The sequence below is a fragment of the Streptomyces beigongshangae genome, assembly GCF_019710745.1.
GTDB lineage: Bacteria > Actinomycetota > Actinomycetes > Streptomycetales > Streptomycetaceae > Streptomyces > Streptomyces beigongshangae.
On sequence record NZ_JAHKJW010000037.1, the window covers coordinates 1 to 17866 of the forward strand.

10 protein-coding genes are annotated in these 17866 nt (G+C 70.1%); 5 read left to right on the forward strand and 5 right to left on the reverse strand.

Going from position 1 to position 17866, the window contains the following annotated elements; all coding sequences use genetic code 11:
• The 4 genes from KM933_RS25830 to sbnA all read right to left on the reverse strand — a co-directional run.
• Positions 1–3680: amino acid adenylation domain-containing protein (locus KM933_RS25830; protein ID WP_260334165.1), on the reverse strand; the 3680-nt coding region annotated here is incomplete at its 3' end.
• A 79-nt stretch (positions 3681–3759) separates the two neighbouring features.
• Complete coding sequence (locus KM933_RS25835; RefSeq protein WP_221356203.1) at positions 3760–3981, reverse strand: MbtH family protein; 222 nt, start codon at positions 3979–3981, stop codon at positions 3760–3762.
• Positions 3982–4075: 94 nt separating this feature from the next.
• Positions 4076–5065: a 2,3-diaminopropionate biosynthesis protein SbnB gene (gene sbnB / locus KM933_RS25840; protein WP_221356205.1), complete on the reverse strand. Its 990-nt coding sequence runs from the start codon at positions 5063–5065 to the stop codon at positions 4076–4078.
• 8 nt (positions 5066–5073) lie between these two features.
• Complete coding sequence (sbnA, locus tag KM933_RS25845; protein WP_221356207.1) at positions 5074–6057, reverse strand: 2,3-diaminopropionate biosynthesis protein SbnA; 984 nt, start codon at positions 6055–6057, stop codon at positions 5074–5076.
• A gap of 188 nt (positions 6058–6245) precedes the next feature.
• Here sbnA and KM933_RS25850 point away from each other — a divergent pair, with 188 nt between their 5' ends.
• From KM933_RS25850 to KM933_RS25870, 5 genes are all read left to right on the forward strand, one after another.
• The gene (locus KM933_RS25850) at positions 6246–8117 is read left to right on the forward strand and encodes an acyl-CoA dehydrogenase family protein (protein ID WP_221356209.1); all 1872 of its coding nucleotides are present in this window, start codon (positions 6246–6248) and stop codon (positions 8115–8117) included.
• Positions 8114–9823, forward strand: coding sequence for an acyl-CoA dehydrogenase family protein (locus tag KM933_RS25855; RefSeq protein ID WP_221356211.1), 1710 nt, complete (start codon positions 8114–8116; stop codon positions 9821–9823). The genes KM933_RS25850 and KM933_RS25855 overlap by 4 nt, the downstream gene beginning before the upstream one ends.
• A 91-nt stretch (positions 9824–9914) precedes the next feature.
• On the forward strand, positions 9915–10205 hold the full coding sequence (locus KM933_RS25860) for an acyl carrier protein (protein ID WP_221356214.1): 291 nt from the start codon (positions 9915–9917) through the stop codon (positions 10203–10205).
• Positions 10205–11611, forward strand: a complete 1407-nt coding sequence (locus KM933_RS25865; RefSeq protein ID WP_221356216.1) for a condensation domain-containing protein — start codon at positions 10205–10207, stop codon at positions 11609–11611. Before KM933_RS25860 ends, KM933_RS25865 begins: the two co-directional genes overlap by 1 nt.
• 107 nt (positions 11612–11718) lie before the next feature.
• On the forward strand, positions 11719–13530 hold the full coding sequence (locus KM933_RS25870; RefSeq protein ID WP_221356218.1) for a fatty acyl-AMP ligase: 1812 nt from the start codon (positions 11719–11721) through the stop codon (positions 13528–13530).
• A 430-nt stretch (positions 13531–13960) separates the two neighbouring features.
• Here KM933_RS25870 and KM933_RS25875 read toward each other — a convergent pair whose 3' ends face one another.
• Entirely contained in the window at positions 13961–17089 is a 3129-nt protein-coding gene (locus KM933_RS25875; protein ID WP_221356220.1) for an AfsR/SARP family transcriptional regulator, read from the reverse strand.
• Positions 17090–17866 lie beyond the last annotated feature (777 nt).

Sequence of the window (17866 nt, forward strand, 5' to 3'; positions counted from 1 at the left end):
ACACCCTTGGGACGGCCGGTCGAACCCGAGGTGAAGATGGTGTACGCCAGGGAGTCGGCGTCCCTCCGGCGCTCCGGCGCGGTCCGAGGGCGCTCGTCCAGCGCAGGCCGGTCGCGGTCGACGAGGACGGTGGCGACGGCGCCGAAGCGGTCTGCGTACGCCCCCTCGGTGACCGCGAGCCTGGCGCCCGCCGACTCCAGCATGGTCGCGATGCGCTCGGCCGGGTACGAGGGGTCGATCGGCACATAGGCCGCACCGGCCTTCCACACCCCGAGCAGGCTCGCGAGCAGGTTCGGCCCTCGGTCCAGCAGCACCCCGACCACCGACTCCGGGCCGGTGCCCGAAGCGAGCAGGTGGTGGGCCATCTGGTTGGCACGGACATCCAGTTGTCTGTACGTCACCGTCCCGTCGGCGAAGCCGATCGCGGGGGCGTCCGGTGTACGGCCGGCCTGCTCCTCGAAGCGCCGGAGCACGGAGGCGGGCCCGAAATCGGCCCGCTCGCCCGTACCGAGGTCCAGCAGCCGCTGCCGCTCATCGGCGGGCAGCAGCGACACCGTGGAGAGCCGGGCGGCCGGGTCGGCCGTGACCTGGGTCAGGAAGCGGATGAACTGCTCCTTGATGCGGACGACGGTCGCCGCGTCGAAGAGCGAGGTCGCGTACTCGAAGACCCCTTCAAGCGAGCCGTCGGCCGAGCGTCCGATGAAGACCGAGAGGTCCGTCTTGGCAACCGTCCACGCGTCGGCGAAGGCCCGCAGGTCCGCCGCGTCGGTGGCGACGCTGGTGACGCCCTCGCTGTGCATGTCGAAGGCGACCTGGTAGAGCGGCGTACGGGACATGTCCCGCTCGGGCTGCATCTCGTCGACGAGCCGGTCGAACGGCAGCTCCTGGTGCGCGAACGCGGCCACGGACGCGGCACAGACCCGGCCAAGCGCCTCGGCGAAGGAAGGATCACCCGTCAACTGGCAACGCACGACGAGTGAGTTGAGGAAGAAGCCGACTGTGTTCGCCAGCTCGGACCGGGTCCGGCCCGCGACCGGGGTGCCGACCGGTACGTCCCACTGGCCGCTCTGCCGGGCCAGCACCGACGCGAACGCGGTGAGCAGCGTCATGAACGGGGTGGCGCCGTGCCTACGGCCCAGCTCCTCCACCTTCGCCGCCAGCTCCGGCTCCACCCGTACCGGGACGACCGCGCCGCGCGGGTCGCGCTCGGCGGGCCGGGGCCGGTCAGTGGGCAGCTCCAGCGGAGCTATGCCGTCCAGCGCGGCGCGCCAGTGCGCCAGCTCCGCGGCTGTGAACTCCTCGGTCTGCCCGGCGCTCTGCCAGGACGCGTAGTCGGCGTACTGGACACCGGTCGCGGGCAGCACGGGCTCGCGGCCCGACAGCCGGGCAGCACACAGCTCCCGCAGCTCACGCTCCAGGACGACGGTGGACCAACCGTCACAGGCGATGTGGTGCATGGTGACGAGCAGGACGTGCTCCTCGCCCGGCACCCGGGCCAGCAGGACCCGCCACAGCGGACCCGCCGCCAGGTCGAAGCCGCGGGCGAACTGCTCCTCGAAGCGTGCCGCGAGACCTTCCCGGGTGGTGTCGACGACCCGGAGCTCCACCGGCCCGGCCCGGCCGATCACCTGGCGGGGCTCGCCGCCCTCGTCCAGGTAGCGGGTGCGCAGCGCCTCGTGGCGGGCGCCTAGCGCGGTCAGGGCGGACTGGAGGGTGTCGACCGAGGTGTCGGCGGGCAGCCGCAGGATCAGAGGGGCGACCCACTCCCGGCTGCCCGGGTTCAGCCGGTCCAGGAACCAGAGCCGGCGCTGCCCGGAGGAGAGCGGCAGGGCCCCTGAGCGGGACACGACGGGGATCGACCGCACACTCTCGGACGGGGCGCCGATCAGCTTGGCCTGGGCCTCCACCGTGGTGGCGCTGAAGAGGCCGCGCATCGAGATGGCGACCCCCGAGGCCCGGAGCCTGGCCGCGAGCCGGGTGAGCTGGAGCGACGTACCGCCCAGCGCGAAGAAGTCGTCGTGCGCGCCGACCTTCTCCCTGCCCAGCAGTGCGGCCCAGACCTCGGCGACCTGTTCCTCGGCGGAGTTGCGCGGGGCGATGTAGTCGCCCTGCCCGGCCGTGGCGCCGGTCTCGTCCATCGTGGAGGCGAGCGAGGCCCGGTCCACCTTGCCGTTGGGGGTCAGGGGGAAGGCGTCGACGGTGTGGAACAGCGAGGGGACATGGCTGTCGGGCAGCCGCTCCCGCAGGAACCTGCGCAGCACCGTCGGGCCGAGCGGGGTGCGCGTGGTGAGCGCCGCACCGATCCGCTTGCCGCCGTCGTCCGCCACGAACGCGACCACGGTCGCGCCGCTGACGTCCGGGTGGGAGGTCAGGGCGGCCTCGATCTCACCGGGCTCGATGCGTACGCCGTTGACCTTGAGCTGGGCGTCGGCACGGCCGTGGTACTCCAGATAGCCCTCGGCGCTCCAGCGGACCAGGTCCCCGGTGCGGTACAGCCGCGAGCCGGGCGCGCCGTAGGGGTTGGGGACGAACTGCTCCGCGGTGAGGTCGGGGCGGCCCAGGTATCCCTGGGCCAGGCCGACCCCGTCCGCGTACAGCTCGCCGGTGACGCCCTTGGGGGCCGGGGTGCCGTCGGGGCCCATGACCAGGACGCGCATGTTGCTCAGGGCGCGGCCGATCGGCACCGGGCCGGAGGTCTGCTCCGGATTCACACGGTGGGCGGTGATGTCGATGGAGCACTCGGTGGGGCCGTAGGTGTTCCAGACGGCGATCTGCCGGCCGGCCCGCACGCGGACCCTCTCGACGAGTTCGGCGTGCAGCGGCTCGCCGGCCGAGAAGAGCAGGCGCAGCGCGTAGCAGCCGGCCCAGCCCTCCTCCTCGACCAGGAGCCGCAGGACGGAGGGCACCACCTGAAGGACGGTCACGCCGCCGTCGGCGACGGCGGCCAGCAGCACAGAGGCGTCGCGCTCGGTGCCGTCGGGGGCGATCACGACGCTTCCCCCGCTGATCAGCGGGGCGAATATCTCCCAGCCCGCCGCGTCGAAGCCGACGGAGGTCTTGAACAGGATGCGGTCCTCGGTGGACAGCTCGTGGGTACGCGCGGCCCAGGTGACCCGGTTGGCGATGCCCGCGTGGGTGACCTGCACGCCCTTGGGCTGCCCGGTCGAACCCGAGGTGAAGATGGTGTACGCGACGCTCTGCGGGTCCACGTCGACGGCGGAGGCGGCAGCCTCTGCTGGGACCTCGGCCGCGTCGCGGATGTCCTGCGGAGTGAGCGTGCGGGTGCCCTCGGCGGCCAGCGGGCCGGTCAGCTCCACTCCGGTGACCACGAGCGTGGTGCCGCACTGGAGAAGGAGGGACTTCAGCCGCTCCGGGGGGTGGCCGGGGTCCAGGGGCACATACCCGGCCCCTGCCCGCCACACCCCCAGGAGGGTGACGACCAGGTCGATGCCCCGGCCCAGACACACGCCGACCAGCGAACCGGGGACTGCGCCGGCCGAGCGCAGAAAGCGCGCCGTGCGGTCGGCGGCGAGATCCAGCTCCCGGTAGGTCAGCGTGCGGGCCCCGTCGCGGACGGCGGCCGCGTCGGGCGTACGGGCAGCCTGCTGTGCGACGAGCACGGGCAGGGTGGGAGGGACAGTTCCGCTCAGGGAAGTCCCCGGCAGCTGTGCGGCGTTCAACAGGTGCTCCTTCGAATGACCTGGCGCCAAATGCGACTCAGAACTCGGTGGTGGTGAGGGGCCCGCTGGGGGCGGCGGATCAGGCGGCTGCGTTCTGGCTCTCCATGCGGCGGCGCAGGCTCGCCGGGCGCATGTCGCTCCACACGTCGTTGATGCGGGCGAGGCACTCCTCGCGGGTGCCCTCGGTGCCCTCCGCGCTCCAGCCGGCGGGCAGCTCGCGGCCGGCCCGCCAGATCGAGTACTGCTCCTCGGCGTTGAGGACGACGCGGTAGACGGTGGTGTCGGTCAGCTCGCTGGACATGGTTCTCCTCGGTGACGTACGTGGGTGGGTGGTGAAACGGCAGCCACGCGGGTGCTGCGGGCGTGGTGTGTGTTGCAGGCGCTGCGGGCGGGGTTCAGGACAGGAAGTCCGTGATCTCCACACCCACGCCGAGCTGCCGGGCGCTCTCGTACACATCGACGGCCAGGGCGAGGTCCAGGACCCCGAGCCCGAACGGCGAGTAGATGGTGACCTTCTTCGGAGAGGGCGTGAACGTCCGTGTGCCCGCGATGAGCTGGCCGATGGACGCGTCGATGAAGGCGCGGCCCCCGGTCATCTGCTCGGCGAGGTGGAGCGAGGTGCGCTCGCGGCACACATGGTCCGCGTCGTCCACGATGTTGTGCGCCTGGATGAGCGTCTCGGGGTCGATGTCGCGCAGCGAGATGTGCAGCACCACCGTGCCGGGCGCGGCTGCCGTCAGATCGGTGTGGGGCTCGCCCGCCGAGGTGGCGAAGGAGATCAGGGACTGTGCGGCCAGCGCCTCGTCGATGCTTGCCGCGAGAGAAATCCGTGCCTCGGGAAGAATTTCCTTGCACGCCCGGGAGAATTCCTCGGCGCGGGCCGTGGAACTGTCGTAGATCGTCACTTCTCCGAGGCCGTCGATGGCGGCCTTGAGATAGCGGAGGATCTCCAGGTTGATGACACCGCAGCCGATGAGGGAAACCCCGCCGGGGCGACGGCCCCTGGTCAGCATCTCGGCAGCGAGAGCGGCACTGGCAGCCGTACGCGCGGCCGAGATCAGGGAGCCTTCGAGGAGGGCTTCCGGGTGACCGGTGCGCAGCGAGTTGAGGAGCATCGCGGCACTGGCGCGCGCGATGCCGGACTGGATGTTTCCGGGGAACGAGGAAATCCACTTCATGCCGGCGGCCGGCTTGTCGCCACCGCGGTACGAAGGGAGACCGATGATCCGGTTTGCGGGCTGGTCCGGAAAGCGGAGGAAAATGGAGTGCGGGACTGTCGTGGCGCCCTGCTCGTGCAGTTCATAGGTCGCCCGGACCGTCTCGATGTGTTCCCGTGCCTTTCCGCTGAGGAGCTTCTCCACATCGGATTGACGGATTACCAGCATGGGACAGATCAACCCTTCCACAGGTGCGACACTTCACCGAAGTGTTCTCGCACCCAGTCGTCGGAATAGATGGTCTTGAGATAGCGGTCTCCCCCGTCGGGGAAGATCAGCGCGGAGACGGAGCCGGGTGGAATGCGCGGCAGCATCCTGTCCACCGCGGCGAGCACGGCCCCGGACGATCCGCCGGCCAGAATCGCTTCCCGCGCCACCAGTCGGCGGCAGAAGACGACACAGTCGAGGTCCGAGACGTGCATCACGTCGTCGGCCGCTCCCGGGTCCATCAGCGCCGGACGTACTGAGGCGCCGTGGCCGGGGATGAGCCGCCGGGCCGGGGGCCGGTCGAAGATGGCGCTGCCGTCGGCGTCCACCGCCACGATCGTGGTCGGCAGGCCGGCCCGGTGGATGTAGTCCGCGCAGCCGCGCAGTGTGCCGAAGGTGCTGACCGAGCAGAAGAGGAAGTCGAGGTGCCCGTCGAGGGCTTCGACTATCTCGTGCATCGTGCTTTGATGGGCCTTCGGATTGCGTAGGTTCGCGTACTGATTGGGGGAGTACGCGTGCGGAACGCTCTCCAGCAGTTCGCGTACCCGGCGCAGTCTGACGGGCAGGAACTCCCCGGTGGCGGCGTCCCTTTCGTCTACCACCTCGACCTCGGCCCGGTAGGCCTTGAGGATGGCCAGATTCTGTTCGGTGGTCTTGGCGTCGACCACACAGATGAAGCGCAGTCCGAAATACCTGCATATCTGGGCGAGTCCGACCGCCAAATTTCCCGAACTCGATTCCACGACGACCGAACGCCCCGGCGTGATTTCTCCGCTGCGCAGCGCCTCGACGATCATATTGAGGCCGCTTCGGTCCTTTATACTGCCACCTGGGTTGAAGCGCTCGATCTTGGCGAAGACTTCTGACTGCCCCTCGGGAAACATTCTTTCCAGCTTCACCAGGGGCGTCTTGCCGATCGTACCCAGAATCCCCGAATTCGATCTTTCCGGCATGGATTCCCTCTCACCTGTAGGCGTGCAATGGAGACAGTAGCCGCCGCCCAAACGGAGTTACGGCTTCTTCCCTGGCAGGGAAGTGCCACCGCAAGGTCCTGTCAGCCCGGGCCCGCGACAGCGCTCCGGTGGGTGCTCAAGACTGGGGCTATTCCGGAATTCACATGTTCTCTGATTCAGGTGGAGTTGTGACGAGACCTCAGCTAGTACCGGACCGGCCGGCGCGCTACGTGCCGTACGACCTGGCCGGCAGCTTCGACCAGGACCTGGGCGACCCCCACCGCCAGGACCTCCCCTTCTTCGCGGGCCGGCTGCGTGAACTCGACGCGCTGGAGGAGTTTCCCGAGGACGCGGTACGCCGGCTCGACGAGCAGCGGCTGCCCTCGCACTACGTGCCCGTGCGGCACGGCGGGGAGCTGCGCAGTTACGAGGACCTGCTCCAACTCGTCCGCGTGGTGGCCCGGCGCGATCTGACCGTCGCGATCGCCCACACCAAGACCTATCTGGGCGCGGTCAGCACCTGGGTGGGCGGTACGGCGGATCAGGCGGGGGCGCTCGGGGAACGGGTGTCGGCCGGTGCGGTGGTGTCCTGGGCGCTCACCGAGCGGGACCACGGCAGTGATCTGCTGTCCGGCGGGCTGACCGCCACCGCCACGGCGGACGGATACCGGCTCGACGGCGAGAAGTGGCTGATCAACAACGCCACCCGGTCCCATCTGGTCTGCGTCCTGGCTCGCACCGCACCCGAGGGCGGCACCCGCGGCTACAGCCTGCTGCTGGCCGACAAGGAACGGCTCGCTCCCGGCACGTACAGCACCCTGCCCGCCGCGAAGACCCACGGCATCCGGGGCGCGGACATCAGCGGCATCGCGTTCCACGGCGCCGAGGTCCCGGCCGGTGCCCTGATCGGCGCCGAGGGGCAGGGCATCGAGATCGTCCTGCGGAGCCTGCAGATCACCCGTACCATCTGCGCCGCTCTGTCACTCGGCGCGGCCGACCGGGCACTGCGCATCTCGGCTGGGTTCGGTCTGGAGCACGAGCTGTACGGGAAGCGGCTCATAGACCTGCCGCAGGCGCACCGCAGCCTGACCGAGGCCTACGCCGACCTCCTCACCATGGAGGCGGCCACCCTCGTCGCCGGGCGCGGAGTCCACGCGCTCACCGAGGAGATGAGCGTGACGTCGAGCGCGCTGAAGTACCTGGTGCCGAGCACGGTGGACGAACTCATCTCTTCCATGGGCCAGTTCCTGGGCGCTCGCTCCTTCCTCAGCGAGGAGTTCGCGCACGGCGCCTTCGCGAAGCTGGAGCGCGACCACCGCATCGTCGGCATCTTCGACGGCAACACCCTTGTGAACCTGAATGCCCTGATCAACCAGTTCGGCGCCCTCGCCCGCAGCTACCGCGCCGGGCGCACGGACGCCGAGGGCCTCGCCACCGCGGCGAACCTGACCACCCAGGTCCCCGACTTCGACCCGGCCCGGCTCGACCTGACCTCGCGCACCGGCAACAGCATCGCCGCCTCCCTGCCCGCGGGCGTCGCCGAGCTCCGGAAGCTGGCCGCCGACGGCCAGGTCCCCCCGGCGGTCCTGGCTCTGGCCGAGGACCTCCTGGAGACCACCGACGAGACGCACCGGCAGATGGCGGCCCACCGCCCCACCCCCCGCGACGTACCGGCCGGAGCCTTCTCGCTGGCCCACCGCTACACCCTGTGCACGGCCGCGGCCGCCTGCCTCCAGGTGTGGCTGCGCAACCGGGACACGGTGGCGCGGGACACCGCGGCCGTCGACGCGCTCTGGCAGGACGGCCTGTGGCTGGAGGCCTGTCTGAGCCGACTGGTGAACCGCCTGGCACCGGGCGTGCTGCCGGCGATGGCCGGGGAGGGCGACGGCGCGGGGGCCCCCAAGGCCGCGACGGATCCCACGGCCGTGCTCGACCGGCTGATGCCGCCGCTCCTGGACCAGTTCCGGACGGGGGAGATGTTCTCCTTGCTGCCTTTCCCGCTGGCCGCGCCCGGCACCGCCTCCGCGCACATGGCACAGCCCCTTCTGGAGACGTCATGAATACGACTGCCGACACCTCGTGCACAACAGCCGACCTCGAACAGGTGCTCGGAGACGCCCACGACCGTGACAATCCGCTGGGCTTCCGGGCCGTACTCGAAGCGGACGAGCGCGGCGAGATCCTCCCCGAGGGAGAGAAGGCCCTGGGCTCCTTCGGATTCAACGCCGAGTTCGTCCCCCGGCGACTCGGCGGCCGCCTCGTCGACATCGAGCGCCTGATGCTCATGATGCGTACGCTCTCCCGCCGCGACCCCACCCTGGCGCTCGGGTACGGGTTCACCAGCTACATCTCCGGCTCCGCGATGTGGACCTCCGGCAACGAGAACCAGCAGCGGCGGATGGCCGACATCCTGCTCGGCGGCGGCAAGACGGCGGCCGGATACAACGAACTCGCCCACGGCAACGACTTCACCCGCACCGACCTCGCCGCCACCACACACGGCGACCGCATCCTGATCAACGGCCGCAAGCAGATCGTCAACAATTTCGGCCGGGCCGACGCCGTCGTGCTGCTCGCCCGCACCGGCGAAGGCCCGGGCAACCGCAGCCACTCCCATCTCTTCGTTGACCTCGTCGACGGCCCCGCCGACCGTGTCGACCGCGATGTCCGCTACCCCACCGTGGGCCTGCGCGGCTGCCTCATCGGCGGCGCCGAGTTCACCGACTACCCGGTGCCGGCCGATGCGCCGATCGGCCCGGTCGGCGGGGCGATGGAGACCGTGCTGCGCGCCTTCCAGACCACCCGCGCGGTCCTGCCGGGCATGATGGTCGGCACCTCGGACACCCTGCTGCGCACCGTGACCCGCTTCGCGCTCGACCGCAAGCTGTACGGCCGCCGCGTCGCCGCTCTCCCGCATGCCAGGGCCACCCTGGTCGGTGCCTTCCTCGACCTGCTCGCCGGGGACTGCCTGTCCACCGTGGCCTGCCGCGCCCTGCACGTCCTGCCCGGCCAGACCAGCGTCCTGACGGCGGCCAACAAGTACCTCGTACCCAAGGTGCTGCACCGGTCCTCGCACGCGCTCGGCACCGTGCTCGGCGCCAATTCCTATCTGCGCGACGGTACGTACGGGATCTTCCAGAAGTTCGCCCGGGACCTGCCCGCCATCACCTTCGCCCACGCCAACGCCTCCGTGTGCCAGGCCACGATGCTGCCCCAGCTGCCCCGTCTCGCCGCGACGAGCTGGCTACGCGCCCCGCGCCCGCCCAAGGATCTGTTCGAGCTCGACGCCCCCTTGGGCGACATCGACTACGGGGCCCTCGAACTGACCTCACGGGGCGCCGACCATCTGACCGCGATGCTCTCCCATCCGGGGACCCGGGCCCAGCTGCCGGACGCCGCGGCCCGCCTGGTGGAGCTGCTGCTCACGGACCTCGCGGACCTGCGCGAACGCTGCCTCGCGCTGCCGCCGAGCGAGCACTCCGTGGTCGCCGGCCGGGCCGGGTTCGCCCTGGCCGACCGCTACGCCCAGCTCGCCATGGCTGCTTCCTGCCTCGGCATCTGGCAGCACAACCAGCACAGCGACGACGCGTTCCTGCGCGAGGCCGACTGGCTGACCGGTGCCCTGCACCGGATCGCAGCCCGGCTCGGCCACGACCTGGGCGCCCTGCCCGACTCGACGGAGCAGCGGCTCTTCGACGAACTGATCTTCAGGGAGAAAAACCATGAGGGCTTCGACCTCGGCCGTCCGCAGCTATCGCTCGCCTGACGTCAAGGCGTACCCGAACCCGTATCCGTATCCGGACCAAAAGCCTCTTCCGACCAACTTCCACACCCTGCACATATCAAGGAGCCTCCTCATGTCCGATCTGACCACCGACATCAGCACCGACGTCAGCACCGCGGCGACCGTCGAGACCGTCCGTACCTGGCTCACCGAGCGCGTCGCGTACTTCCTCGACGTCACCCCGCAGGACATCGCCCACGATGGTCTGCTCGTCGAGATCGGCCTGGACTCCGTCTACGCCCTCACGCTGTGTGGTGACGTCGAGGACGAGTACGGAATCCTCGTCGAGGCGACCCTCGCCTGGGACCACCCCACCATCGACGCGCTCACGGCCCACATCCACTCCGAGCTCGGCGCCCGCTGATGGCGGAGACCGGACCCGGGGCCAGAGCCCTGTCGGTCGGGCAGGAAGCGCTCTGGTTCCTGTACTGGATGGCCCCCGAAAGCCCCGCGTACAACGTCCAGGCCGCCCTCCGCATCCACGGCCCGCTCGACGCGGGCCGGGTCCGCCGGGCCCTGCGCACCGTGGTGGAGCGGCACGATGTGCTCCGCTCCACCTTCGCCGACACTCCGGCGGGCCCCCGGCGGCTCGTCGGGGAGCCGGAGTCGGTCACCCTCCAGGTCCGCGAGCCTCCGGCCGTCACCGGAGCATCCCAGATCAACAAGGTGGTCAGGGAGTTCGGGGACACCCCGTTCGATCTGACCGGGGAGGGAACCTGCAGGGCCCTGCTGCTGAAGCTGGCACCGGAGGACGCGGTGCTGGTGCTCTCCACCCACCACATCGTCACCGACGCCACCTCCCAGTGGCTGCTGCTCCAGGAGCTGCTGGACGCCTATGCGGCGGACGGCGCCGCACCGCCGGCCCCGCTGAAGCGCGGGTACGACGACTACGTCACCCAGGAACAGGGGCTGCTGGCCGGTCCGCGCCGGAAAGAACTCCAGAAGTTCTGGCAGGAGTTCACCGACGGCGCGGTCGCCGCCGAGCTGCTGCCCGACCGGCCGCGGGGCGAGGACCGGCCCGGCGTGTTCAACGGGGCGACCTGTGAACTGCGCATCCCCGACGAGCTGCTGCCGAAGCTCCGTGAGACGGCGCGACGGTCGGGCGTCACCGGCTTCGCCCTGCTGCTCGGCGTCTTCCAGACCCTGGTCCACCGCTACACCGGCCGGACCGACTTCCTCATCGGCTGCCCGACCACCACCCGCAGCGGCCCCGGCATGCGCCAGGTCGTCGGCTATCTGGTGAACACCCTGGTACTGCCCGCCCGTTTCACGGCGAGCACGACGTTCGCCGACGCGGCGGGCCAGGCGCAGCGCCAGGTCATGTCGGCAATGAAGCACATCGGCTACCCGTACGCCCTGCTCGCAGGGGAGGACCGGTACGGCAGCCGGAACCCGCCGGTGCGCATGGCCTTCACGATGGTCGCGCCGAGCCGGCTGGAACCGCTGCTCCAGCAGGTCACCGAGGCGGCGGCGCACGGCACGAGCACGGAGTACGGCGGCCTGAGCGTCGGCCTCGTCGACGTGCCGCAGCTGGAGGGCCAGTTCGACATCTCGGTGGAGATGCGGCAGAGCGCCTCCTCCCTCACCGCCGTGTTCCGCTACGCGACGGACCTGTTCGACGAGGGCACCGTCAGGCGGCTCCTGGACCATTACGTCCATCTGCTCACCGCCGCCGTCGCCGACATCGACGGCCCCGTGTCGGCACCCGCCCTGGTCGACACCAGCGAGCTGGACGCGCTGCTGACGCTGGGGGCGGCCGATGACTGGTGACGGCAGCGACGAGCGCCAGGTCCTGACGTATCGCGTTTCCCAGCTCACCACATACCCGGGGGGCCGCGTGGCGCGTCTCCCCGCTCACCACGTACCCAGGGGGTTCCATGTCCCAGCACAACCAGCTCATGCAGGCTCCCAGCGCCACGGCGCGCATCCGTGAGAACGCTCTGACCACCCCGGACGACCCCGCGGTGATCTTCGTCCGTGATCCGTCCACGCCGGACGGCGCCGAGACCTGGTCCTACGCCCGGCTGGACCATGAGGCCCGCAGAATCGCGGGCTGGCTCCAGGCCCGGTACGCACCGGGCGACCGGGTACTGCTGCTCTACCCCGAGAGCCTGGAGTTCGCCGCCGCGTTCGTGGGATGCCTCTACGCCGGAATGGTCGCCGTCCCGTCCTCGCTGCCGGGCCAGTACAGCCACCAGCGGCGCCGGGTGGACTCCATCGTGGAGAACGCCTCCGTCACCGCCATCCTCACCAGCCAGGCGGCCGCGCCGTCCGTGCTGGACTGGGCAGGCTCCGACTCGGCATCCGGAATCGACTGCGCCGTCACGGACGGTCCCGCGTTCACCGACGCCCACGCGGCCTCCTGGATCATGCCCGAGGCGGACCACGACAGCCTGGCGCTGCTCCAGTACACCTCCGGGTCGACCTCCACCCCCAAGGGCGTGATGGTCAACCAGGGGAACCTGCTGCACAACTCGCAGATCCTCGGAGAGGCCTTCGGCCTCGACCGCACCAGCCGTTTCGGCTCCTGGATCCCGCAATACCACGACATGGGACTGCTCGCGATCCTGCTGCCGCCGCTGCTGCTGGGCGGATCCTGTGTGCTGATGAGCCCGACCACGTTCCTGAAGCGGCCGCACTGGTGGCTCCAGATGATCGACAGGTACAATATCACATGGTCGGCCGCGCCCAACTTCGCTTACGAGCTGTGCGTGCGCCAGGTCACCGATGAGCAGCTGTCCCAACTGGACCTGTCGCGATGGCGGTTCGCCGCCAACGGCTCCGAGCCGGTGCAGGCGTCCACCCTGACCGCCTTCGCCAAGCGCTTCGCCCCGGCGGGCTTCCGCAGCGACACCATGGCCCCGTGCTACGGCATGGCTGAGGCGACGGTCTTCATCTCCGGCACCGGCCCCCGCGAGCTCACCGTCAGCCACATCGACGAGGAGCGCCTGCAGCGCCATGAGTTCCACCCGGTGAGCCTTGGGGATTCCGGCCGTGACGTCGTCAGCTGCGGTGCGGCGGCCGCCTATGACGTACGTGTGGTCGACCCGGCCAGCCGCGAGGTGCTGCCCGCCGGCCGGATCGGGGAGATCTGGCTGCGCGGCCCGAGCGTGGCGCAGGGGTACTGGGGCCGCGAGGACGCCACCCGTGACACCTTCCGGGTTCAGACGGCGGACGGGGACGGCGGCTATGTCAGGAGCGGCGACCTGGGCACGGTCCACGACGGTGAGATCTACGTCACCGGCCGGATCAAGGAACTGATCATCCTTCGCGGCCGGAACATCTACCCGCAGGACGTCGAGCACTTCCTGCGGGCGGAACAGAGCGAGCTGGTCGGCCTGTTCGGCGCGGCCTTCGTCGTCCCCGTCCAGCACTCCGACGGCAGCGTCGAGGACCAGCTCGTCGTCGCCCACGAGGTGCGCGGCGGCATCGACCAGGACGGTCTCAAGGAGCTGGCCGGCCGGGTCAAGGCCGACATCGCGCGTGGGTTCAGTGTCCGGCCGGGGGCCGTCGCCCTGGTCCGGCGCGGCGGCATCCTGCGGACGACGAGCGGCAAGATCCAGCGCGCGGCGATCCGCGAGACGTTCCTGAAGGGCGAGCTGGAGAGCCGGTACCTGGAGGTGAACAGCCAGGTCGGCGCCCTGCTCGCGGAGGCGGCGGAGGCTCAGGGGGCGGGAGTGGCTGCCTGACGGAGCTGACGGTACGAGAGGGCGGGCCCGACGTACCGGGCCCGCCCTCTCGTACCGTCGGCCACGGCTCATCGGTGTTCGGGACTGCGCAGCACCAGACCGCGGGCGGCTTCGGGCCGAACGACGTCGGCCTGCGGCATCGTGCTCCTTCACCGGCCGGCCCCCGGAGCCCTCCTCGTGTGCCGGATGGAGCAGGACCAGGCCGAGGTCCCAGGCGCCGGCGCGAGGCTGTTCGGCACGGAGGTGGAGATACGTCGGGTCCCTGCGGGCTGTTACCCGCAGGGCCCGTGCATTTCATCGGCGCACAGCAGGAAGGCGCCTTTTCGATCCGCCTTCACGCCGGCAATGCGGAATGCGGTCCTGGGGCGGACGGACCGCCTGGCAGCGGAGAGGCGGCGTGTGGGCGTGAGCGATCGGCACGGCCGTCGGTTCAACGGGTGCCGAGCAGCCGGGCCAGCGTGTCCGCGTCGACGCGGGCGCCCTGCCGGGTGGTGCCGACCATGTCCGTGATCTGGGCGGTGCGTTCCTCCCACGCGGTCGCGGCTAGGAAGCGGAAGATCTCCCGGGCGTGCTGGAGCCGTACGACGGCCGCGGAGTCCCCGCGGATGGCCTCGGCGCAGGCCCGGTCGGTCTCGATCCGGGCCTGGAGGAACCGGTCACCGACGTCCTCGGCCGCCGTGAGCGCCTCCCTCAAAATGGCCTCCGCCTCGGCGGAGCGATTCTGCCGCCACTGTGCCTCGCCCATGGCCCGCAGCGCGTATGCCTCGCCCAGCCGGTCGCCCTGTGCACGTGTCAACGTGATGACTTCGCGGCAGCTCTGCTCGACCCGCGGCAGTTCGCCGGCCCGGAGGTAGGCCTCGGCGAGCCGGTAGATGTTCTGTGCCTTGCCCCGTACGGAACCGGCCTCGTCGTTCGTCCTTATGGCCTCACGCAGCAGCGTGATGCCGAGGCCGGTCTCGCCGCGCTCCAGCTCGATCTGGGCGAGCAGCCCGAGCGCGTGGGACCGGCTGGTCGGGTCGTCTGTCCGGCCGAAGCAGTCGAGCGCCGCACGGCAGTGCTTGGCAGCGCTGTCGAGGTCCCCCTTAAAGCGGGAACACAGCGCGAGGTTGCGCAGCACGATGGCCCGCTCATGGAGGTCGTCGCTCCGCTCCAGCAGATCCATCGCGGAGGAGAGCAGGGAGTCTGCCTCCGCGTAACGCCGCTGGTAGATCGCCAACGTGCCGAGGGAGCGCAGCATGATCGTGGCCCCCGGGTCGTCGCCCGCGCTTCGCGCGCCGTCCAGGGCGGCCTGCGCGGTCTGCTGCCAGTCCTCCAGGTAGTTCCGCATCTCGAAGAGCGGCATGGTGCGCGCGGTCAGCCCCCAGGCGTGCGCGGAGGTCCCGCTCTGCGAGGCGTGGGCAACCATGTTGACGAGGGAGGTGCGCTCCGACTCGAACCACTCCAGGGGATCTTCCAGCAGTTCCGCGACCGTCTCCTCGGGCAGCGCCACTTCGAGCCGGGCCTGGTGGGGAGCGAGATGGCCCTTGCCGTAGAGCTGCCGGTGCGCTGCGTCGGCGAGGGTGAGCATGGTGCCGTAGGTCCGCTCGATGGTGTCGTCCCGGTCCTCCTCGGAGTCCTCGGCGTGGGCGCGCTCCCATGCGAACAGCCGCAGCAGTTCCTGGAAACGGAATCGGACGGGCGCACCCGGAATCATGGTGGAGACCTCCAGCAGCTGGGCGTCCACGAGTTGTTCGAGCAGATCCTCGGCCTGGTCCACGTCCAGGTCCTGGACGGCGGCGGCCGTCCAGGCGGCGAACGTGGTCACCGGGAGCAGCCCGAGGCGCCGGTAGAGCCGCGCGGCGTCGGGGGACAGCTCCCGGTAGCTGAGCCAGAATCCGGCCCGTACGCCGCCGTCGTTCGGGCTCAGGACGTCCAGGCGTCGGTAGCGGTCCTCCAGGCGGGAGACCAGCTGGCGCAGCGACCAGTGGGGCCGGGTGGCCAGCCGGCCAGCGGCGATGCGCAGGGCCAGCGGCAGCCGCCCGCAGAGGTCGACCAGCCGGGCCGCGGAGGCCGGATCGGTGGCGACCCGCTCGGCCCCGATCACGGTGGCGAGCATGCTGTCGGCCTCGTCCGGCGTCATGAGCTTCAGATGGATCCGTACGGCCGCGTAGTCACTGGTCAGCTCATCCAACGGGTCACGGCTCGTGAGCAGTACGAAGCACTGGCCGCGCCCTGGTAGCAGCGGCTGGATCTGCGTGAAGGACCGGACGTCGTCCAGAATGATGAGCAGCTTGCGGTTGTTCAGGAGCGAACGGTAGAGGGCGGACCGTTCCTGGAGATGCGCCGGGATCTGCGCGCTGGGCACACCGAGGCCCCGCAGCGACTGGTCGAGCACGGACATGGGCGACAGCGGCTGGTCGAACTCGTGATAGCCGTGTACGTCGATGAAGAGCTGGCCGTCGGGGAACCGGTCGGCGACCCGGTTCGCCCAGTGCGCGGCCAGCGCGCTCTTGCCGATGCCGCTCACCCCGGAGATGACAGCGACCGAGAGGGGGCCGCGGTCGCTGTCGTCGGGTAGCAGCCGGTCCAGCACACCGATCTCCGGCAGGCGCCCGGTGAACGCGGTGACCGGGAGGGGTAGTTGCGCGGGCACGGCGACGGCGATGCCGTGGGTGTGGCCGGCGGGGGCGGCTGCCGGGGTACGGGCGGAGGCGGCTGCCGCGACGGAGCCTGCGACCGTGCTGGTGGCGGCGGCGTCGGGCCTGGCGGTGGGGGGTGTGGCCGGTGCGGGTTGTGCCGGCTGTGCGGTGAACCCCTCCAGCTCGTTCGCGTCCTGGAGGATCTGCTGGTGCAGCTCCTGGAGGGCGCATCCCGGTTCGATGCCCAGTTCCTCGACAAGGGCCCGGCGACCCTCCCGGTACACCTGGAGGGCTTCCGCGCGCCGCCCCGCCAGGTTGTGCGCGTGCATGAGGTGGGCTCTGGCCTGCTCGCGCAGGGGGTGTTCCTTGACGAGTGCGGTGAGCCGCGTGATGACCGAGTGGTGTCCGCCGAGGCGCAGTTGCAGCGCCGCGTACTCCTCGTTGATGTCCAGCCTGAACTCGGAAAGCTGGGTGACCGTGTCGTCGATCCGGTCGCCCGCAAGACCCTCCAGGACAGGCCCCCTCCACAGGGCCAGAGCGTGCTCGAAAAGGGCGGCGGCCTCGTCGACGCGTTCGTCGTGCGCCGAGGTGAGGCGTGCCCGCGCGACCGTTTCGCTCAGGTCCTGAAGGTCGATATAACAGTGTTTCGAGTGGAGGATATAACCAGGATGGCGCGTCTCGATGAGATCTTCGACCAAAGCCTTTTCCCGAAAAATTTTACGAAGTGCGGTAATGCAAATGGCTATTTGGTTACGCGCGGTGGTCGGCGGAGCGCCCTGCCATACGGCCTCCGTCAGCGTCGCCACCGACACCGTGCGGTCGGGTGACAGCAACAGCGTGGCCAGCACGGCCCGTTGACGGGCGCTGCTCACCAAGGCCGTCTCGCCGTCCACCGAGATCTCCAGCGGCCCCAGCAGTTTGAAGGACAGCGTGTGGGTCACCGCATGTCCCCGTCTCTGTGATATGCCCAGCGGCACGCGGATGTCGTGAACCGTGCCTGTGCGACGTGAGCGCGCGGACGGTCGGGCTCGACAATCCTCGTGCACTGCTGCGCCCGGGGGCCGGCGGGACGACGCCCGGGTAGCACTCCTGACGCTCCGGAATCCCGGCTGGCCGGACCGTAACTCACGGAACGTCGGGCGGTATTGGCCGAAAGCGGAGAAGGCACAGCAGTAGTCATGTTTCCAATGATCACCACCTCGGGCACAAAGTCAATGCGGATTCCCCGCATCAATGCGCCTCGCGATTTTTGACGCGATTTCGACTTGTTGGACCTTGGACGGGAGCCGGTCACCGGGGGTCTTCGGGCGCGGCCCGGGCCGCCGGCCCGGTAAGGGCGTGCACAGGCCCTGAACAGGAACGGCGAGCTTGTCGTCGCCAGTGCGTCCTGGCGAGATCGCGACCGCACCTTAGGGCCGCCCCGAAATGCCCGGCGGGCGCAAGGGTGCCCGCTCTACACCGGGTTTGCGGTGCACTCACGACTGCCAAGAGCCGCACAGTCGCAGTCTCATTCCTTTCTTCGGCCGGCCCTTCCTTGATCTTGCATGCCTCCTCCCAGGAATCCGTAACGGAGCATCATCATGGCTTCATCGGTATTCACCTTCCAGTCATTTCCTTTGCCTGTGGCGCCCGGATGGTGCGAGCGTCCTTGGGCGTGGCCCCTGAGCTCCGCACCCCGCGATTTCCGATCTCGGGCGACGGGGAGGGCTCCGGTGTTG